Origin of the sequence: Micromonospora citrea, assembly GCF_900090315.1 — a bacterium.
In the GTDB taxonomy this organism is placed as follows: Bacteria; Actinomycetota; Actinomycetes; order Mycobacteriales; family Micromonosporaceae; genus Micromonospora; species Micromonospora citrea.
In genome coordinates this window covers 1,818,079-1,837,097 of record NZ_FMHZ01000002.1, presented here as the reverse complement: position 1 = coordinate 1,837,097, position 19,019 = coordinate 1,818,079, and the positions used below count along the sequence as shown (strand labels likewise).

Sequence of the window (19,019 nt, the reverse complement as noted above, 5' to 3'; positions counted from 1 at the left end):
CCGCCTTTGTTCTAGTACAATCCCTGAATTGTGTCAGAACGCTATCAGGTCACCGGCACGACGGCCGTCGAGATTTCGGCCAGCATCGAGTCGGGCATCCGTTCCGCCGCCCTGCCACCCGGCGCCGCCCTGCCGGCGGTGCGCGCGCTCGCCGCCCAGCTCACGGTCAGCCCGGCCACCGTCGCCCGGGCCTATCAGGAGCTGCGCCAGCGGGGCCTGGTGGTGACCGCCGGCCGGCACGGCACCCGGGTCCGGCCCCGCCCGCCGGTGGCGGCCCGCCGCTCCGCGCTGCGCCCGCCGCCCGCCCCCGGCCTGCGCGACCTCTCCCTGGGCGAGCCGGACGCGCGGCTGTTGCCGCCGCTGGGCGCGCATCTGGCGGGCCTCGCCGCCGACGCCGGCCCGCCCGTCGGCTACTCCGCCGCCGGGGTGCTGCCCGAGCTGGCCGAGGCCGCCCGCGAGCGGCTGGCCGCCGACGGCGTGCCGGCGGCGGAACTCACCCTCACCGGCGGCGCGCTGGACGGCATCGAGCGCCTGCTCGGCGCGCACCTGCGCCCCGGCGACGCGGTCGCGGTCGAGGATCCGGGCTGGGCCAACCTGCTCGACCTGGTCGCCGCACTGGGGCTGCGGCCGATCGGCGTGCCGGTCGACGACGACGGCCCCCTCGTCGGCGGGGTCGGGGCCGCCCTCGCCGCCGGCGCGCGGGCGCTGATCGTGACCAGCCGGGCGCAGAACCCCACCGGGGCGGCCGTCTCCGCCGGCCGGGCCGAGGAGCTGCGCGTACTGCTCGCCGGCCGGTCCGATCTGCTGCTGATCGAGGACGACCACGCCGCCGAGCTGGCCCGCGTACCGCTGCATCCGCTCGCCGGAGCGACCCCGGCGTGGGCCTTCGTCCGCTCGGTGAGCAAGCCCCTCGGGCCCGACCTGCGGCTTGCCGTGCTGGTCGGGGACGAGACCACGGTGGCCCGGGTGGCGGGCCGCGCCCGGGTCGGCGCCGGCTGGGTCTCCACGGTGCTGCAACGGCTTGTCCTGTCGTTGTGGCGCGACCCCGCCGCGGCCCGGCTGGTGGACGACGCGGCCACCAGCTACGAGCTGCGGCGCGCGGCCCTGCTCGACGCGCTCGCCGGCCACGGCCTCGCCGCCCACGGGCGCAGCGGCATCAACGTCTGGCTGCCGGTGGCCGACGAGACCAGCGCGCTGACCGCGCTGCGCGACGCCGGCTGGGCGGTCGCCCCCGGCGCGCTCTACCGGATCGCCGGCCCGCCCGGGCTGCGGATCACCGTCAGCCCGCTCGACGCGGCGGAGATCCCGGCGCTGGCCGAGGCGGTGGCCCGGGCGGTCCGGCCCGGCCCGCCGGGCGGCTTCACTGCGTGAGGCCGCTGGCCCGCACCGGCCTGGTGGAACTGGCCCCCGGGGCGGCGGGCCGTCGATCGCCGGCGGTTGCCGGCCCTCGGTGTGCCCCGGGGCGGGGCGTCGCGGCGGGTCCCCGCGCGTGCCCGGCGGCGGACGGGGTAGAACAGTCGCCATGGCCGAGCAGACCGAGACCGCGCCGGGCGCGCAGCAGTTCATCCCGCCGCAGGCCGACACCCTCGACGACCTGCGCGCCGCCGCCGGCGGCTGCCGCGGCTGCGAGCTCTACCGGGACGCGTCGCAGACCGTGTTCGGCCGGGGCGACGCCGACGCCCGGGTGGTCTTCGTCGGCGAGCAGCCCGGCGACATGGAGGACCAGAAGGGCCTGCCGTTCGTCGGCCCCGCCGGCCGGCTGCTGCGCAGGGCGGTCGACGACGCCGGGCTCGACCCGCGACACATCTACCTGACGAACGCCGTCAAGCACTTCAGGTTCGAGCTGCGCGGCAGGCGGCGCATCCACCAGACCCCGGACCGGGTGCACGTGACCGCCTGCCGGCCCTGGCTGGTGGCCGAGTTCGCCCAGTTGCGCCCCGAGGTCGTGGTGGCGCTCGGCGCGACGGCGGCCAAGGCGCTGCTCGGGCCGGCGTTCCGGGTCACCCGGCAGCGCGGCGAGTTGCTGCCCTGGCCGGCGTCGGCCCAGCATCCGGAGGACTTCCGGCGGGTGCCGGTGGACGCGAAGGGCACCGTGGCCGACGCGCCGCCGGCCCGTCTGCTGGCCACCATCCACCCGTCCGCCGTGCTCCGCGCCGACAACCAGGACCAGGCGTACGAAGGGCTGGTCGCCGACCTCACCGTGGCCGCCCGCGCCCTCGACGGTGGGGCCGCCGGCCGCCGGTCGTGATCCTGCCGTGGCCGGCCTCGGCGACGATCCGCCCGCCGTGCGACGGCGTCCGGTACCGGTGGGCCTCGTGGGCGTACCACGCGACGCGCGGCGACCGGATTCCGCCACGGTGTGGCGGCTGCGTCGAGTGGCCCGCTCCCGGCGACGGGAATCGGACCTTCAGGCGGGCCAAGGGCGATGCCTAGCGTGGCCGCATGACCGCTTCCGACCTGCACCTGGCGACCTCCGATCTCCACCTGGCGACCCGCAACGCGGCGGCGCTCTGGACCGCGCTGGGCGAGGCCCGCGGCCACGACGTGATCCGCCGTCCCGGCCACCTCGTCGTCGACGGCAGCGCGCGCACCGGCCTGCGGGTCCTCATGCTCGGCCCCGATCCCGGGCCGGACGAGCTGGCCGCGCTGGCCGGGCTGGTCCGTCGACGGCTGCCGGGCCGGCTGACCGTGGAGGACCCGTTCGGCACCGTGGACCTGACGTGGGCCGGGCTGACCCCCCGCCCGCTGCCGGTCATGATCCGCCGTCCCGTCCCGGCCCCCGCGCCGCCTGCGACGGTCACCGCCGTCACGACCGCCGAGCAGCTCGCGGCCGTCGAGGACGTGGTGGTCCGCGGCTTCCCGCTGGGCGCGCTGCAACCGCGCCGGCCCGGCGAGGCGTTCCCCGTCAGCCTGCTGGACCGGCCGGGCGTACGCTTCCTCCTCGCCCGCGCCGGCGACGCACCGGCCGGCGCCTGCCTGACCGTGACCGGCGGGGGCGTCGGCGGGATCTACTGGATGACGACCCTGCCCGAGCACCGCTCGCGCGGCGTGGGGCGGGCCCTGCTGCACGGCGCGCTCGCGCACCTGGCCGGCCTGCCGGTCACGCTGACCGCGGCCCGGGCCGGTCGGCCGCTCTACGAGTCCCTCGGCTTCCTCCCGATCACCGACGCCGCCTGGTGGAGTTGAGCCCGCCGGCCCCGGGGGCCGAGTCGCCGGCCTGAGCTGCCGGCTCCGGGCCTGAGCTGTCGGCTCCGGGCCTGAGCTGTCGGCTCCGGGCCTGAGCTGTCGGCTCCGGGCCTGAGCTGTCGGCTCCGGGCCTGAGCTGTCGGCACGGGCGTCTGAGCTGTCGGCCCTGGCGGGGAGCCGTCGGGCAGCCCGGGGCGAGGCTGCCCGACGGGCCCTGGGCAGGGCGGGTGGGCGGTGCCACACTGGCCGCCATGGAGCAGCATCTCTACGAGCGCGACCACGAGGACTTCCGCGCGCTGTGCCGCGAGTTCCTGAACCGGGAGGCCGTGCCCCACCACGAGCGCTGGGAGGCCGACGGGATCGTCGACCGCGAGGTGTGGCGCCGGGCCGGGGCGGCCGGCCTGCTGGGCATGGACGTCGACCCGGAGCACGGCGGCGGCGGGCAGCGGGACTTCCGGTTCAACGCGGTGCTGGACGAGGAGATCGTCGCCGCCGGCTGCACCGGGCTCGGCTTCGGCCTGCACAACGACGTGGTGGCGCCGTACCTGACCGAGCTGACCACCCAGGAGCAGCGCGAGCGCTGGCTGCCCGGGTTCTGCGCCGGCGACCTGGTCACAGCGATCGCGATGAGCGAGCCCGGCGCCGGCTCCGACCTCGCCGGCATCCGTACGAGCGCGGTCCGCGACGGCGACAGCTGGGTGCTCAACGGCCAGAAGACCTTCATCACCAACGGGGAGCTGGCCGACCTGGTGGTCGTGGTCGTCCGTACCGCGCCGGACCGGGGTGCGCACGGGGTGAGCCTGGTGGCGGTGGAGGCCGGTACGCCCGGCTTCTCCCGGGGCCGGCGGCTGGCCAAGGTCGGCCTGAAGGCCAACGACACCGCGGAGCTGTTCTTCTCCGACTGCCGGGTGCCGGCGGAGAACCTCGTCGGCACCGAGAACCAGGGCTTCTACCACCTGATGGCCAACCTGCCGAGGGAGCGGCTCAGCATCGCGGTCGCCGCGGTGGCCGCCTGCGAGCGGCTGCTCACGCTCACCCTCGACCACGCCCGCACCCGGGAGGCGTTCGGGCGGCCGATCGGGGCGTTCCAGCACAACCGCTTCCTCCTGGCCGAGCTGGACACCGAGATCACCATCGCGCGCACCTTCGTCAACCACTGCGTCGCCGAGTACAACGCCGGCCGGCTCTCGGTCACCGACGCCGCCAAGGCGAAGTGGTGGACCACCGAGCTGCAGAACCGGGTCGCCGACCGCTGCGTGCAACTGCACGGCGGCTACGGCTACATGCTGGAGTACCCGGTGGCGAAGGCCTGGCTGGACGGGCGGGTGCAGACGATCTACGGCGGCACCACCGAGATCATGAAGGAGATCATCGGCCGCGGCCTCGGCCTGTAGCGCACCGGCTGCGGGGCGGCCGAGCCGGTGCGCAAGGATGGAACGGGCACCCGCCCCTTACCTACGGAGGAGCCGCCGATGGCCACCGACCTGGCCGCGCCACAGACCGCGCCCGACGTCGCGCCGATCCAGCGGCGTACCCTGCGGCTGCTCTTCGTGACCCAGATCGTCGGCGGGATCGGCGTGACGGTCGGGGTGGCCGTCGGGGCGCTGCTCGCCGCCGACATCGCCGGCACCGCCGTGGCCGGCCTGGTCACCAGCGCCGCCGTCGTGGGCGGTGCGCTGCTCGCCGTACCGGTCACCCGGATCATGAACGGCCACGGTCGGCGGCCCGGCCTGGTGGTGGCCTACCTGGCCGGCGCGGTCGGGGGCGGCCTGGTGGTCCTGGCCGCCGCCACCCGCTGGGTTCCGCTGCTCTTCCTCGGCATGCTCCTGTTCGGCGGCGGCAGCGCGGCCAGCCTCCAGGCCCGCTACACCGCGGTGGACCTCGCCGAGCCGGCGCGCCGGGGCCGCCAGCTCTCGCTGATCGTCTGGGCCACCACCATCGGCGCGGTCGCCGCCCCGAACTTCGCGTCCATCGCGGATCGCACCACCAGCGGCTGGGGCCTGCCGACGCTGGCCGGTCCGTTCGCGTTCAGCGCCGTCGCGCTGGGGCTGGCCGCCGTGGTGATCCTGGCGCTGCTGCGGCCCGACCCGCTGCTCACCGCGCGCCGGCTGGCGGCGGCCGTCGCTCCGCCGGCCGCGCCGCCGCCGGACGCCGCCGTCGCCGTCGCGCCGGACGCAGTTCCCGCCGGCACCCCGCCGCCGGACGCCGTCGCCACGCCCGCGTCGACCGGCCGGCGCGGCGCGGGCATGCGGGCCGCCTGGTCGGTGGTACGCGCGCGCCCGGCCGCCAGGCTGGGCATCGCCGCGGTGGCGGTCGGGCACCTGGTGATGGTCGCGGTGATGGTGATGACGCCGGTGCGCCTGCACGAGTGGCACGCCGACGCCGACGTGCTGCGGGTGGTCGGCCTCGTGCTGAGCCTGCACATCGCCGGCATGTACGCCCTCGCCCCGGTGGCCGGCTGGCTCACGGACCGGTTCGGCCGCCGGGCGGTGATCCTCGGCGGCGTCGGGCTGCTGCTGGTGGCGTGCGCGGTCGCCGGCACCGCCGGGCACCACACGACCCGGCTCTCGATCGGGTTGTTCCTGCTCGGACTGGGCTGGTCGGGGACCATGGTGGCCGGTTCCACCCTGCTGTCGGAGTCGGTGCCGGTGGGCATCCGGCCGAGCGTGCAGGGGCTGTCCGACCTGACCATGGGGTTGGCGGGCGCCGGCGCGGGGGCGCTCAGCGGGTTTGTCATGGAGGTGGCGGGTTATCCGGTGCTCGCCCTGCTCGCGGCGCTCGCGGCGGTGCCCCTGGTGGCGCTAGCGTTGCGGCCGGTGCCGGCGGGCGCACCGGACGAGGAGGAATGATCACGTGCGGCTGACCGACTTCTGGTCCCGGCTGGAGGAGGCGTTCGGCTCCGCCTACGCGGCCAGTATCGCCCGCGACCAGGTGCTCTCCCAGCTCGGCGGGCGGACCGTCGAGCAGGCGCTGGCCTCGGGTGAGCAGGCGCACGTCGTGTGGCGGGCGGTCTGCGCCGCCTATCCCGACAGAGTGCCCGCGCGACTACGCTGAGCAGCCGTTTCGTCGCTTCCGCGTGTCGCTTGCCGACTCGTACACCTGTTCGGCTATTGTCCACAGCGGGGTGCTCGTCCACAGCTCACGGCCGGTCGGCTGGTTTTCTGTCGGACCCAGCGCCTAGCGTGTCCGCGTGACGCGAAGCTCAGGAAAGACGCCGGCGAAGGCAGGGGTGGCAAACATGGCCGCAGGGCCCGACCGGGAGAAGGCACTCGACCTTGCTCTCGCTCAGATCGACAAGCAGTTCGGCAAGGGTTCGGTGATGCGGCTGGGTGAGCGCCCGGTCATCCAGACCGCGGTGATCCCCACCGGTTCCATCGCCCTCGACGTGGCGCTCGGCGTGGGCGGCCTGCCCCGGGGCCGGGTCGTCGAGATCTACGGTCCGGAGTCCAGCGGTAAGACCACTGTCGCGCTGCACGCCGTGGCCAACGCGCAGCGGGCCGGCGGCATCGCCGCCTTCGTCGACGCCGAGCACGCGCTCGACCCGGAATACGCGAAGGCCCTCGGCGTCGACACCGACGCCCTGCTGGTCTCCCAGCCCGACACGGGCGAGCAGGCGCTGGAGATCGCCGACATGCTGGTCCGCTCCGGCGCCCTCGACATCATCGTCATCGACTCGGTGGCCGCCCTGGTGCCGCGCGCCGAGATCGAGGGCGAGATGGGCGACAGCCACGTGGGTCTCCAGGCCCGGCTGATGAGCCAGGCGCTGCGGAAGATCACCGGTGTGCTCAACAACACCGGCACCACGGCGATCTTCATCAACCAGCTCCGCGAGAAGATCGGTGTGATGTTCGGCAGCCCCGAGACCACCACGGGTGGTCGGGCGCTGAAGTTCTACGCCTCGGTCCGGCTCGACGTGCGCCGCATCGAGAGCCTCAAGGACGGCACCGACGTGGTCGGCAACCGCACCCGGGTCAAGGTCGTGAAGAACAAGGTCGCCGCGCCGTTCAAGCAGGCCGAGTTCGACATCATGTACGGCAAGGGCATCTCCCGCGAGGGCTCGCTGATCGACGTCGGCGTCGAGCAGGCGATCATCCGCAAGTCCGGCGCGTGGTACACCTACGACGGCGACCAGCTGGGCCAGGGCAAGGAGAAGGCGCGCGAGTTCCTCCGGGAGAACCCGGACGTGGCCGCCGAGATCGAGAAGAAGATCCTGGAGAAGCTCGGCGTCGGGGTCGGCGCGGGCGACGCCGCCGGTGGCCCGGAACTGCCGCCGGTCGACTTCTGACCGGTCACTGACCCGTGGCAGGACGACGTGCCCGCACGGGGCGGGGCTGGGACGCCAGTCCGTCCCGCGCGGGCGACGACACCGCGGCGCCCCGGGCCCGGCGGGGCCGCCGTGGCCGCATCGAGGAATCCGACCCGGAAGCGCCTCCCGCCGCCCCGCGCGACGAGGGAGAGCTGGCGCGGGAGATCTGCCTGCGCCAGCTCGCCGTCCGGCCGCGCACCCGGGCCGAGCTGGCCGGCGCGCTGGCGAAGCGGGGGATCTCCGAGGAGGTCTCGGCGGAGGTGCTCGACCGCTACGACGAGGTCGGCATCATCGACGACGCCGCCTTCGCGCGGGCCTGGGTGTCCAGCCGGCACGCCGGCCGGGGCCTGGCCCGTCGGGCGCTCGCCAACGAGCTGCGCCAGCGTGGCGTCGACGGCGAGGTCGCCAGCGAGGCCCTCGGCGAGCTCGACGAGGAGACCGAGGCCGAAACCGCCCGCGCGCTGGTCGAGCGGAAGCTGCGCACCGCCCGGGGCGAGCCGGACGCGGTCTTCCGGCGGCTGGTGGCCATGCTCGCCCGCAAGGGCTATCCGCCCGGCGTGGCGATCCGGGCGGTGAAGGACGCGCTGGCCGCCCAGAGCGCCGAGGCGGCCGAGTTCGCCGAGCAGATCGACGCCGACGCGCTCGCCGACGCCGAGGGCGAGCTCGATCGCGACGGTCGCGCCGCCGGGTGACCCGGGCGGCGACCGGAGGGAGATCCCTGTGCTGAAGGCGTGCCTCAACGGCGGCCGGGGGCGTGACGAGCACCCGGCGGTGCCGGTCACCCCGGCCGACCTGGCCGCCGACGCGGCCCGCTGCGCGGGGCTCGGCGCCGGGGCGGTGCACGTGCACCCCCGGGACGCCGCCGGCCGCGAGTCCCTGCACCCGTCGGTGGTCGCCGCCGCGCTGGACGCGATCCGGGCCGCCGTTCCGGGGCTGCCGGTCGGGGTGAGCACCGGGGATTGGATCGAACCGGATCCGGCCGCCCGGGTGGCGGCGGTCCGCGCCTGGACGGTCCTGCCGGACTTCGCCTCCGTCAACGCGCACGAGCCCGGCGCGGAGGCGGTCGCCGCGGCGCTGCGGGAACGGGGCGTCGGCGTGGAGGCGGGGCTCTGGACGCGCGAGGCGGTCGAGGCGTACAAGGGCTGGCGGGTGCCGGCGGGGCGGATCCTGGTCGAGTGCATGGCCGACGATCCCGCGGTGGCGGTGGCCGACGCGGCCGACATCCTCGCCGCGTTGCCGGCCCCGGCCGCCGGGGCCCCGCCGGTGCTCCTGCACGCCGAGGGCCCGGCGACCTGGCCGGTCCTGGCCGAGGCGGTCCGTCGGGGCCTGCACAGCCGGATCGGCCTGGAGGACACGCTGCGGCTGCCCGACGGGGAGCTCGCGCCCGGCAACGCCGAACTGGTGGCGGCGGCGGTGGCCGCCGGCGCCCGCTGACCGCGCCGCGGACGACACGGGGGGACGGAGCGTGCGGTCCGCGCTCGTTGGCCGCGCTGCGGACGACGCCCGGGCGGAGCGCACCGTCCGGCCCTGAGCAGGGCCGATGCGGCACGCGCGGCTCAGCCGTGCCCGGCTTGTCCGCTGGTGTCCGTCACAAGTTCAGCGCATCGTGACGTGACAACTTCTCTCCGTTCGGGGGGTTTGATCATGAGTTCTTGACCAGACCGCCCCGGGAGACCTAGCCTCGCCATACAGGCTCACATTGCCCGACCAGCGCAGGCTAAGCGCACAACATAGATCGCGTAACGGAACAGCATCACTTTGGCCGACCCGTTCGGCCACTGGCGGCAGCTTCGGACAGGCCGGTCCGGGGCTGGCGCGACAACTGCACCTGACCGCCGGCGATGCCCCACGTGGGCACCGTCGACGGAAACCTACCCACGGCCAGTCGCTCCGGTCGGGCGTCCACAGCCGCAGGGGTGCGTGCCCAACCGGCACCGTCGCTGCGGTCCCGACGTTCAGGGGAGGCGGCCATGGCGAGGCGGCGCAGGTCCACCGGGGTGCCGACATGAGCGGGCCGCACGTCGGGCCGGCCCCCGGGATCGTCGGGGCGAACGGAGCCCCGGCATGAGCGGGTTCGACGTCGTGATCCTCGCGGTGGTGCTGGTCCTGACCGTGGTCGTGCTCGGGGCGGTGCTGCTCGGCGTACGGACGCTGCGCCGGCTCGGCTCGGCGCCGGCACCCGAGGATCCCGCCTTCATCGCCGAGAAGGACCGGCAGGAGCAGTCCCTGGCCGCGCTGCGCAACGCCGCCGACGAGGCCAACAGCACGATCGACGTGGCGAAGTCCGCGGCCGCGGCGGCCCGGGCCGAGGCCGCCGCCGCGAAGGCCGAGGCGAAGGCGGCCCGCGCCGAGGCCCGCCGGGTGCTCGACGACGCCCGGGCCGAGGCCGACACCATCCTGGAGCGGGCCCACAAGCAGGCCGAGGCGGACGCCGAGCAGCTCCGGGCCACGGCCCGGCGCAGCGGCGAACGCGAGGTCGCGGTGCTCGCCGCCACCACCCGGGAGCAGGCCGCCGAGGTGGAGCGGCGGGCGGCCCGGATGGACGAGCGCGAGCGGCTGCACACCGAGGAGGTGGAGCGGCTCGCCGAGCGGGAGCGGCAGCTCAGCGCCGCCAGCGCGGCCCTGGCCGCCCGGGAGGCCGCGCTGGAGCAGCGGGAGGCGGGACTGGCCGAGGCGGAGGAGCAGCGCCGCCGCGAGCTGGAGCGGGTCGCCGGGCTCACCGCCGACACGGCCCGGGCGGAGCTGATCGAGGTGATCGAGGTCCAGGCCAAGCGGGAGGCCGCGCTGCTGGTGCGGGACATCGAGGCCGACGCGCGCAACACCGCCGAGCAGCGCGCCCGGCACATCGTCGTCGACGCCATCCAGCGGGTCGCCAGCGAGCAGACCGCGGAGAGCGTGGTGAGCGTCCTGCACCTGCCGGGCGACGAGATGAAGGGGCGGATCATCGGCCGGGAGGGCCGCAACATCCGCGCCTTCGAGTCGGTCACCGGCGTCAACCTGATCATCGACGACACCCCCGAGGCGGTGCTGCTCTCCTGCTTCGACCCGGTGCGGCGGGAGGTCGGCCGGCTGACCCTGGAGAAGCTGGTCCTGGACGGGCGGATCCACCCGCACCGCATCGAGGAGGTCTACGACTCCGCCCGGCACGAGGTGGAGGAGCTCTGCCAGCGGGCCGCCGAGGACGCCCTGGTCGAGGTCGGCATCACCGAGATCCACCCGGAACTGGTCACCCTGCTCGGCCGGCTGCGCTACCGGACGTCGTACGGGCAGAACGTGCTCAAGCACCTGGTGGAGACCGCGCACATCGCCGGCATCATGGCCGCCGAGCTGCGGCTCGACGTGCCGACCATCAAGCGCTCGGCGTTCCTGCACGACATCGGCAAGGCGCTCACCCACGAGGTGGAGGGCAGCCACGCCATCATCGGCGCCGACCTGGCCCGCAAGTACGGCGAGAGCGAGGACGTCGTCCACGCCATCGAGGCGCACCACAACGAGGTGCCGCCGCAGACCGTCGAGGCGGTGCTCACCCAGGCGTCCGACGCCTGTTCCGGCGGCCGGCCCGGCGCCCGGCGGGAGAGCCTTGAGGCGTACGTCAAGCGGCTGGAGCGGATCGAGGAGATCGCGGCGGGCAAGCTCGGCGTGGAGAAGGTCTTCGCCATGCAGGCGGGCCGGGAGATCCGGGTGATGGTCAAGCCGGACGACGTGGACGACATCGGCGCCGCCGTGCTGGCCCGGGACGTGGCGAAGCAGATCGAGGAGGAGCTGACCTACCCGGGGCAGATCCGGGTGACCGTGGTCCGCGAGTCCCGGGTCACCGAGATCGCCCGCTGACCGAGGTGCCCGTCACTCGGTGGACCGCTGACGGCGCAAAGCGAAGGGCCGGCCCGATGTCGGGCCGGCCCTTCGTCGTGGGTCGGGATCAGATGCCCTGACCGCCGCTCTCGGCCTGCGAGATGAGCGCCGCCGGGGGCGGGTTCTGCGCCGGGGTGCCGGAGGTCTTGCGGCCCCGGGACAGCCGGTGCTGGACGTACTGGGCCAGCTTCGACAGCGAGTAGTTCACCAGGATGAACATCACCGCGATCACGACGTAGACCTGGATCGGGTTGTCCAGCACGCCGATGATCTGCTTGCCGATGTTGAGGGTCTCCTCGTAGCTGATGATGAAGCCGAGCGAGGTGTCCTTGAGCACCACCACGAGCTGGCTGATCAGCGCCGGCAGCATGATGCGGAACGCCTGCGGCAACAGGATCATCCGGGTGGTCTGCAACGGGGAGAGGCCGATCGCGGCCGCCGCCTCGGACTGCCCGCCGGGCAGGCCCTCCATGCCGGAGCGGAGGATCTCGGCGATGACCACCGAGTTGTAGACGGTCAGGCCGATGACGAGGTACCACAGGTTGTCGAAGGTGACCCCGAACTCGGGGAAGCCGCGGGCCACGAAGAAGATCGTGATGACCACGGGCAGGCCTCGGAAGATCTCGACGCAGACGCGGGTGACCGCCGACAGCAGCGTGCTCAGCCCGCGCAGCAGGTAGGAGACCGGGGTGGCCAGCCCGGTGAAGCGGCGGCGGGTCAGGCTCTTGAGCTGGATCCGCAGCACCGCGAGCAGGGTGCCGACCACCAGCGAGGCGACGATCGCCAGGACGGCGGCGGTGAGCGTGTTCTTGAGGCCGAGGCCGATCCGGTCCCACACCAGCGAGAAGCTCTCGTTGGAGGGGTCGACCAGCGGGCCCCACAGCTCCATCGAGAACTGGCCCTTGGCGTCCAACGGCTTGTAGATCAGGAAGTACGCGCCCGCGAGCAGCAGCACGGTCGCCACCACGCTGCTGACGAGGGTGATCCGGCGCTGCCGAGGGCCGGGGACGTCGTAGAGGACGCTCTGCTGGCTCATCGGGCCACCGCCTGTCGCTTCTCGATCCGGTCGAGGAGCGCGCCGAGGGGGACGGTCATGATCAGGTATCCGATCGAGATGCCGATGGCGACGGGGACGAAGGCGTAGCCCTCGGCCGAGGTGAGCTGGTCGGCGGTCGCCGAGAGGTCGCCGACGACGCCGAAGAAGCCGATCAGGGCCGAGTTCTTGATCATCGCGATGATCACCGAGCCGAGGGGCACCACCGAGGCCTTCCAGGACTGCGGCAGCACCACGTGCCGCAGGTTCTGGCCGAAGGTGAGGCCGAGCGACCGGGCGGCCTCCGCCTGGCCGGCGGGGACGGCGTTGACGCCGGAGCGCAGCGCCTCGCAGACGAACGCGGCGGTGTAGAGCACCAGCGCGATCAGCGCGAAGCGGAAGTACGGCAGGTCGGTGTCGAGCCGGCTGAACACCGCGTCCAGGCCGGGGATGCGCAGGAAGTCCGCGTTGGAGCCGAGCGCCGGCAGGCCGAACGCGGCGAAGAACATCACCACGGTCAGCGGCATGTTCCGAAAGATGTTGACGTAGCCGGTGCCGAGCGCCCGCAGCGGCGGCACCGGCGAGATCCGCAGCACCGCCACGACGGCGCCCAGGATCAGGGCGCCTATCGCGGCGAGTACGCAGATTTGGAGGGTGAGCCAGAAACCACCCGCGAAGACGTCGAACTTGTCGATGAGCACACTCACGGGTCGGTCTTCCTCCCCACCCTCCAGATCGAAGGAATCAGATCAGTAGCGGTCGACGGTCGGTGCGGAGCCCAGTTCGGCGCCGAACTTGCCGGCGGTGTCGTCCCAGGCCTTCTGCCAGCGGCCGTCGGCGAACGCCTTCTCCAGCGTGTCGTTGATGAAGGTGCGGAAGTCGTTGTCCTCCTTCTTCACCCCGATGCCGTACGGCTCCTTGGTGAAGTTGTCACCGGCCAGCTTGAAGGACGCCTCGTCCTTGGCGATGTAGCCGAGCAGGATCACGTTGTCCGTGGTGACGGCGTTGACCTGGCCGCCCTTGAGGGCGTCGCGGCACTTGTCGTAGGTGTCGAAGAGCACCAGCTGGGTGGCGACGTCCTTGACGTACTTCTTGATCTCCTCGGCCGGGGTGGAGCCGGTGACCGAGCAGACCTTCTTGGTGCCGTCCTTGAAGGAGTCCGGCCCGGTGATCGTGGTGTCGTCCTTCTTCACCATGATGTTCTGACCGGCCTCGTAGTACGGCCCGGCGAACGCGATGCGCTCCTTGCGCTTGGGGTTGATCGTGTAGGTGGCGGCGACCAGGTCGACCGTGCCGTTCACGATGACGTCCTCGCGGACCTTCGAGGGGGCCTCGACCCACTCGATCTTGTCCTCGGGGATGCCGAGCTCCTTGACGATGATCTTCGCGACCTCGACGTCGAAGCCCTCCGGCTTGCCCGACAGGCCCTTCTGGCCGAAGCCGGGCTGGTCGAACTTCGTGCCGACCTTGATGGCCTGGGCCTTGTTGAGGCGCTCCATCGTGCTGCCGGCCGCGAAGGACTTGCTGCCGGCGCCGGTGCCCTTCTCGGCGTCGTCGCCACCGCACGCGGTCATGCCGAGCGCCAGGGTGGCGGCCGCCGCGAGCGCCGCTACGCGCGTGATACGCATGTTGATCTCCTTTGTGGACGGAACCGCCGGGGGACGGCGCGCTCCAGGTACGGACGCCTAGTGCGTGAGGATCTTGGAGAGGAAGTCCTTGGCCCGCTCGCTGCGCGGGTTGGCGAAGAACTCGGCCGGCGGGGCGTCCTCGACCAGCTGGCCGTCGGCCATGAAGATGACCCGGTTGGCCGCGTGCCGGGCGAAGCCCATCTCGTGGGTCACCACGACCATGGTCATGCCCTCGCGGGCCAGCGACGTCATCACGTCCAGCACCTCGCCGACCATCTCCGGGTCGAGCGCGCTGGTCGGCTCGTCGAAGAGCATCGCCTTGGGCTGCATGGCGAGCGCCCGGGCGATCGCGACACGCTGCTGCTGGCCGCCGGAGAGCTGGGCGGGAAACTTGTCGGCCTGGTTGGCGATGCCGACCCGGTCGAGCAGGGCCAGGCCGCGCTCGCGGGCCGCCGCCGGCTTCTCCTTGCGGACCTTGACCGGCCCGAGGACGACGTTCTCGAGGATCGTCTTGTGCGCGAAGAGGTTGAACGACTGGAACACCATGCCGACCTCGCTGCGCAGCTTCGCCAGCGCCTTGCCCTCGGCCGGCAGTGGCTGCCCGTCGAAGGTGATGGTGCCGGAGGTGATCGGCTCCAGCCGGTTGATGGTGCGGCAGAGCGTTGACTTGCCAGAGCCGGACGGGCCGATGACCACGACCACTTCGCCGCGCCCGACCGACAGTGAGACGTCGTCCAGCACGTGCAGCGGCCCGAACCACTTGTTGACCGAGTCCAGCACGATGAGCGGTTCGCCCGTCGTCACGTTCGTCCACCGTCCCTGTCGTCGCGCGGGGTCGGTTGACCCCCGGTTGGGCAACTGTAGGCGGGGGGATGTGGCGGCACGCAACCCGGTTGGTCACGGAGCGGTAACACCGTTCGCCGTCGGGGTCGAGAGTCGGATTTTGACCACGAAACCGACCCGTGCGGTGGCGCGGCCGGGGATGGTGTGGAGATCATGTGGGGGTGACCGAACCGGTGCGGCTGACCCGGTACGCCCGCGGCGGCGGATGTGCCTGCAAGATCCCCCCGGGCGAGCTGGAGGCGATGGTCGCCGGCCTCGGCCCGGCCAGCGGCGCCGCCGAGCTGCTCGTCGGGCTCGACCACGGCGACGACGCCGCGGTGGTCCGGCTCGACGAACGCACCGGCCTGGTCACCACCGCCGACTTCTTCACCCCGGTCGTCGACGACGCGTACGACTGGGGCCGGATCGCCGCGACCAACGCGCTCTCCGACGTGTACGCGATGGGCGGCACCCCGCTCGTCGCGCTCAACCTGCTGTGCTGGCCGCGCGACGTGCTGCCGCTGGAGCTGGCCCGGGAGGTGCTGCGCGGCGGGCAGGACGTGGCCCGGGCCGCCGGCTGCCACCTCGCCGGCGGGCACAGCGTCGACGACGACGGCCCCAAGTACGGGCTGGCCGTCACCGGGGTGGTGCGCCCCGACGAGCTGATCACCCTGGACGCGGGCCGGCCCGGGCTGCCGCTGTCGCTGACCAAGCCGCTCGGCGTCGGGGTGCTCAACGCCCGGCACAAGGCCACCGGCGAGAGCTTCCCCGAGGCGGTCGCCGCGATGACCACCCTGAACCGGGACGCCGCGCGGGCCGCGGTGGCGGCCGGCATCCGCTGCGGCACCGACGTGACCGGTTTCGGCCTGCTCGGGCACGCCTCCAAACTGGCCCGGGCGAGCCGGCTGACGGTGGCGATCGACGCCGCCCGGGTGCCGTTCCTTCCCGGCGCGCGGGAGGCGGCGCGCGACGGGTACGTCAGCGGCGGCAGCCGCCGCAACCTGGACTGGGTGACGCCCTGGACCGACTTCGGCGGCACACCCGAGCAGGTGCGGCTGCTGCTGGCCGACGCGCAGACCTCGGGCGGCCTGCTGGTGGCGGGCGAACTGCCCGGCGCGACGGTGGTGGGCGAGCTGCTGCCGCCCGGCGAGCACCGGTTGATCGTGCGCTGACCGGCGCCCGCCGCCCCGCGCCGCGCCCGCCGTCCGTCCTCGTCGATCTTGCACTTCCTGCCCCGACACACCGGGCATCCGAGGCATGCCGGGGGCCGAAAGTGCAAGATCGACGCACAGGGGCGGGCGCGGGCGCGGGCATGGGTGCGGGGCGGGGGTGCGCGTCTGGGGCGGGCCGTGACCGCCGCCCGGCCGGGCCGCCGGGTTCGGTCGGGAAACGGGCGACGCGACCGGCGAGGGAGCCCTGGGCGGGCCACCGTACCCGATAAACTGTCGCCTTTCCGCTACTCCGAGCAACGGCGCTCGAGGAAATTTTGCCCGGAATGGTCACAGACCGGTAACTTGCCCCCGGCTGAGGTCATATGCACCCCACCATCGTCATTAAGGCCCGATCCGGAGGCCGGTGGGACGAGCACAGCGAGGAGGCGGCATGACCGAGCTGTGGAACTGGAGAATCGACCAGGTGCGGCCGGTGGAGGTCTATCCGGCACTGGCCGAGGCGCTCGGCCGGGTGGTGATGCCCCTGGCGGCGGCGGATCCGGCCCGGCTGCCGACGTACGCGGTGATCTGCGACGTCTGGCAGGCGCCAGGGGAGTTCGCCACGATCGTGGACTGCTACGGGGTGCCCGACCGGCTGCCCGAGCACGCCAGCATCGCCGCGCTGGCGCGGCTGCTGGACCGCAACTGCCTGCTGCGTGACGACACCCTCGACGCCGGCCGGCACCTGCTCGTCGCGCCCGACGGCACGATCCGGCCGGTGCACTTCGACGTCCGGGAGACCGACGACGGCGAGGTGCTCGGCAACCAGCGGCTCTGCACCGACGCCGACCCCCGCTGCCGCGGCTGGTCGCAGTGCCACCGCTCGCGCTGGGCCCCCGACTCGATCCTCCCCGCGCTCGCCGCCGCCTGACCCCACCCCGGCCGGCGTCGTGCCCGACCCCGTCGGACAGCGGGCTCGGGCACGACGGTCGCGCCGGCCGCCGGGGTCAGCGGGCTCGAGCACGACGGTCGCGCCGGCCGCCGGCGTCAGCGGGCCGGGCCGGCGGAGCGGCCGCCGCGTACCTCCAACTCGCTCAGCAGGGTCGCGGTGGCCGCGGCGACCGCGGCGACCGCCGCGTCGAAGGCCGCGGCGTTGTGCGCGGCGGGCCTGCGGAAGCCCGAGATCTTCCGGACGTACTGCAGGGCGGCGGCCTCGACGTCGGCGGGCGTCACCTCGGGGACGTACGGCTCACGAAGGGTCTTGATGCTGCGGCACACGGCTCCTCCTCGTTCGTTCGGACTTCTCGGCCCGGATACGCTGTGCGGGTCATGACTACCGCAGCGGCGAGCAGCCCGCGCACCTACCAGGTGCGCACGTACGGCTGCCAGATGAACGTGCACGACTCCGAGCGCATCTCCGGGTTGCTGGAGCAGGCGGGCTACGTGCGCGCCCCCGAGGCCGACGACCACCCGGACGTGGTGGTGTTCAACACCTGCGCGGTCCGGGAGAACGCCGACAACCGGCTCTACGGCAACCTCGGTCACCTGCGCCCCGTCAAGTCCAGGCACCCTGGGATGCAGATCGCCGTCGGCGGCTGCCTGGCCCAGAAGGACCGCGGCGAGATCGTGCGCAAGGCACCCTGGGTGGACGTGGTCTTCGGCACGCACAACATCGGGTCGCTGCCGGTGCTGCTGGAGCGGGCCCGGCACAACGCCGCCGCCGAGGTGGAGATCCTCGAGTCCCTCGACGTCTTCCCCTCGACGCTGCCCACCCGGCGCGAGTCCACGTACGCCGGCTGGGTGTCGATCTCCGTCGGCTGCAACAACACCTGCACGTTCTGCATCGTGCCCTCCCTGCGCGGCAAGGAGAAGGACCGCCGCCCCGGCGACATCCTCTCCGAGGTGCGCGCCCTGGTCGACGAGGGCGTGCTGGAGGTGACCCTGCTCGGGCAGAACGTCAACTCCTACGGCGTCGAGTTCGGCGACCGGCTCGCCTTCGGCAAGCTGCTGCGTGCCTGCGGCGACATCGACGGGCTGGAGCGGGTCCGGTTCACCAGCCCGCACCCCAAGGACTTCACCGACGACGTCATCGCCGCGATGGCCGAGACGCCGAACGTCTGCCACTCGCTGCACATGCCGCTGCAGTCGGGCTCGGACGACGTGCTGCGCGCGATGCGCCGCTCCTACCGGGCCGACCGCTACCTCGGCATCATCGAGAAGGTGCGGGCGGCGATGCCGGACGCGGCGATCACCACCGACATCATCGTGGGCTTCCCCGGCGAGACCGACGCCGACTTCGAGCGCACCCTCGACGTGGTCCGCGAGGCGCGCTTCTCGTCGGCGTTCACCTTCCAGTACTCCAAGCGCCCCGGCACCCCCGCCGCCACCATGGACGGTCAGCTCCCCAAACAGGTCGTCCAGGAGCGCTACGAGCGGCTCATCGCCTGCGTCGAGGAGATCACCTGGGCGGAGAACAAGAAGCTCGTGGGGGAGACCGTCGAGGTGCTGGTCGCCGTCGGCGAGGGGCGCAAGGACGAGCGCACCGGGCGGATGTCCGGCCGGGCCCGCGACGGCCGCCTCGTCCACTTCGCCACCGGCGCGAACGGCCAGCCCGGGGCGAACGGCCAGCACGGCGCGGTCGGCCAGCACGGCGCGGTCGGGGCTGACGGCCAGCACGGGGAGGGCGGCTCTCCCGTCGGGCCGATCCGCCCCGGCGACATCGTGCACACCGTCGTCACGTACGCCGCCCCGCACCACCTCAACGCCGACGGCGCGCCGCTGTCGCACCGGCGCACCCGCGCGGGCGACGCGGCCGAGGCGGGACGCGCCCCGCGTACCCCCGGAGTGTTGCTCGGGCTGCCCACCATCGGCGCGCCGGCCGCGGTGCCGGCGCCGACGACGGGCTGCGCCGCCCACTGACCCGGCCGGGCCCCTCCGGGGTGACCCGCCCCCGCTCGGTCCGCACCCCGTGGCACCCGCACCCCGCGGCACCCGCACACCCTGGCACCCGCGCCCTGTGGCACCCGCACACCCTGGCATCC

18 protein-coding genes are annotated in these 19,019 nt (G+C 73.7%); 13 read left to right on the top strand and 5 right to left on the bottom strand.

Annotation, left to right across the window (positions count from 1 at the left end):
• Positions 1-30: 30 nt before the first annotated feature.
• From GA0070606_RS08480 to rny, 10 genes are all read left to right on the top strand, one after another.
• Positions 31-1,371, top strand: a complete 1,341-nt coding sequence (locus GA0070606_RS08480) for an aminotransferase class I/II-fold pyridoxal phosphate-dependent enzyme (RefSeq protein ID WP_091096563.1) — start codon at positions 31-33, stop codon at positions 1,369-1,371.
• 151 nt (positions 1,372-1,522) lie between these two features.
• Positions 1,523-2,248, top strand: coding sequence for a UdgX family uracil-DNA binding protein (locus GA0070606_RS08475; RefSeq protein ID WP_091096561.1), 726 nt, complete (start codon positions 1,523-1,525; stop codon positions 2,246-2,248).
• 194 nt (positions 2,249-2,442) lie between these two features.
• Complete coding sequence (locus GA0070606_RS08470; RefSeq protein ID WP_091096559.1) at positions 2,443-3,186, top strand: GNAT family N-acetyltransferase; 744 nt, start codon at positions 2,443-2,445, stop codon at positions 3,184-3,186.
• 251 nt (positions 3,187-3,437) lie between these two features.
• The gene (locus GA0070606_RS08465; RefSeq protein ID WP_091107478.1) at positions 3,438-4,580 is read left to right on the top strand and encodes an acyl-CoA dehydrogenase family protein; all 1,143 of its coding nucleotides are present in this window, start codon (positions 3,438-3,440) and stop codon (positions 4,578-4,580) included.
• A 78-nt stretch (positions 4,581-4,658) separates the two neighbouring features.
• Positions 4,659-6,035, top strand: a complete 1,377-nt coding sequence (locus tag GA0070606_RS08460; protein ID WP_091096557.1) for an MFS transporter — start codon at positions 4,659-4,661, stop codon at positions 6,033-6,035.
• Between the two features lie 4 nt (positions 6,036-6,039).
• Entirely contained in the window at positions 6,040-6,240 is a 201-nt protein-coding gene (locus tag GA0070606_RS08455) for a DUF3046 domain-containing protein (RefSeq protein WP_091096555.1), read from the top strand.
• A gap of 184 nt (positions 6,241-6,424) precedes the next feature.
• The gene (gene recA, locus GA0070606_RS08450) at positions 6,425-7,471 is read left to right on the top strand and encodes a recombinase RecA (RefSeq protein ID WP_088995380.1); all 1,047 of its coding nucleotides are present in this window, start codon (positions 6,425-6,427) and stop codon (positions 7,469-7,471) included.
• Positions 7,472-7,485: 14 nt separating this feature from the next.
• Positions 7,486-8,184 carry a regulatory protein RecX gene (locus GA0070606_RS08445; protein WP_091096553.1) on the top strand — a complete coding sequence of 233 codons (699 nt, stop codon included), beginning with the start codon at positions 7,486-7,488 and terminating at the stop codon, positions 8,182-8,184.
• A 28-nt stretch (positions 8,185-8,212) separates the two neighbouring features.
• Positions 8,213-8,926, top strand: a complete 714-nt coding sequence (locus GA0070606_RS08440) for a 3-keto-5-aminohexanoate cleavage protein (protein ID WP_091096551.1) — start codon at positions 8,213-8,215, stop codon at positions 8,924-8,926.
• 630 nt (positions 8,927-9,556) lie between these two features.
• Entirely contained in the window at positions 9,557-11,323 is a 1,767-nt protein-coding gene (gene rny, locus GA0070606_RS08435; protein WP_091096549.1) for a ribonuclease Y, read from the top strand.
• 88 nt (positions 11,324-11,411) lie between these two features.
• Here the strand turns inward: rny and GA0070606_RS08430 are convergent, their stop codons facing one another.
• From GA0070606_RS08430 to GA0070606_RS08415, 4 genes are read right to left on the bottom strand one after another with little or no spacing between them, the layout of a single operon-like run.
• A complete protein-coding gene (locus GA0070606_RS08430) occupies positions 11,412-12,380 on the bottom strand; it encodes an amino acid ABC transporter permease (protein ID WP_091096547.1) in 969 nt (322 codons plus the stop codon).
• Positions 12,377-13,084, bottom strand: coding sequence for an amino acid ABC transporter permease (locus GA0070606_RS08425; RefSeq protein WP_091096545.1), 708 nt, complete (start codon positions 13,082-13,084; stop codon positions 12,377-12,379). Before GA0070606_RS08425 ends, GA0070606_RS08430 begins: the two co-directional genes overlap by 4 nt.
• 42 nt (positions 13,085-13,126) lie before the next feature.
• Positions 13,127-14,005: a glutamate ABC transporter substrate-binding protein gene (locus GA0070606_RS08420; RefSeq protein WP_091096543.1), complete on the bottom strand. Its 879-nt coding sequence runs from the start codon at positions 14,003-14,005 to the stop codon at positions 13,127-13,129.
• Positions 14,006-14,062: 57 nt separating this feature from the next.
• Entirely contained in the window at positions 14,063-14,809 is a 747-nt protein-coding gene (locus tag GA0070606_RS08415; RefSeq protein ID WP_091096541.1) for an amino acid ABC transporter ATP-binding protein, read from the bottom strand.
• Between the two features lie 194 nt (positions 14,810-15,003).
• Here GA0070606_RS08415 and selD point away from each other — a divergent pair, with 194 nt between their 5' ends.
• Both selD and GA0070606_RS08405 read left to right on the top strand, forming a co-directional pair.
• The gene (gene selD / locus GA0070606_RS08410) at positions 15,004-15,999 is read left to right on the top strand and encodes a selenide, water dikinase SelD (RefSeq protein ID WP_425413033.1); all 996 of its coding nucleotides are present in this window, start codon (positions 15,004-15,006) and stop codon (positions 15,997-15,999) included.
• A 430-nt stretch (positions 16,000-16,429) separates the two neighbouring features.
• The gene (locus GA0070606_RS08405) at positions 16,430-16,909 is read left to right on the top strand and encodes a hypothetical protein (RefSeq protein WP_091096539.1); all 480 of its coding nucleotides are present in this window, start codon (positions 16,430-16,432) and stop codon (positions 16,907-16,909) included.
• 116 nt (positions 16,910-17,025) lie between these two features.
• Here GA0070606_RS08405 and GA0070606_RS08400 read toward each other — a convergent pair whose 3' ends face one another.
• Positions 17,026-17,256 carry a DUF2277 family protein gene (locus GA0070606_RS08400; protein ID WP_091096537.1) on the bottom strand — a complete coding sequence of 77 codons (231 nt, stop codon included), beginning with the start codon at positions 17,254-17,256 and terminating at the stop codon, positions 17,026-17,028.
• 51 nt (positions 17,257-17,307) lie between these two features.
• Between GA0070606_RS08400 and miaB the strand changes: the two genes are divergently transcribed.
• A complete protein-coding gene (gene miaB, locus GA0070606_RS08395) occupies positions 17,308-18,897 on the top strand; it encodes a tRNA (N6-isopentenyl adenosine(37)-C2)-methylthiotransferase MiaB (protein ID WP_091107474.1) in 1,590 nt (529 codons plus the stop codon).
• Positions 18,898-19,019: the final 122 nt, after the last annotated feature.

Bases quoted from the DNA above. Each gene is read 5' to 3' on its own strand.
- GA0070606_RS08475 (WP_091096561.1), top strand. From the start codon at position 1,523: ATGGCCGAGCAGACCGAGACCGCGCCGGGCGCGCAGCAGTTCATCCCG.
- GA0070606_RS08470 (WP_091096559.1), top strand. From the start codon at position 2,443: ATGACCGCTTCCGACCTGCACCTGGCGACCTCCGATCTCCACCTGGCG.
- GA0070606_RS08465 (WP_091107478.1), top strand. From the start codon at position 3,438: ATGGAGCAGCATCTCTACGAGCGCGACCACGAGGACTTCCGCGCGCTG.
- GA0070606_RS08460 (WP_091096557.1), top strand. From the start codon at position 4,659: ATGGCCACCGACCTGGCCGCGCCACAGACCGCGCCCGACGTCGCGCCG.
- recA (WP_088995380.1), top strand. From the start codon at position 6,425: ATGGCCGCAGGGCCCGACCGGGAGAAGGCACTCGACCTTGCTCTCGCT.
- rny (WP_091096549.1), top strand. From the start codon at position 9,557: ATGAGCGGGTTCGACGTCGTGATCCTCGCGGTGGTGCTGGTCCTGACC.
- GA0070606_RS08430 (WP_091096547.1), bottom strand. From the start codon at position 12,380: ATGAGCCAGCAGAGCGTCCTCTACGACGTCCCCGGCCCTCGGCAGCGC.
- GA0070606_RS08420 (WP_091096543.1), bottom strand. From the start codon at position 14,005: ATGCGTATCACGCGCGTAGCGGCGCTCGCGGCGGCCGCCACCCTGGCG.
- GA0070606_RS08405 (WP_091096539.1), top strand. From the start codon at position 16,430: ATGACCGAGCTGTGGAACTGGAGAATCGACCAGGTGCGGCCGGTGGAG.
- miaB (WP_091107474.1), top strand. From the start codon at position 17,308: ATGACTACCGCAGCGGCGAGCAGCCCGCGCACCTACCAGGTGCGCACG.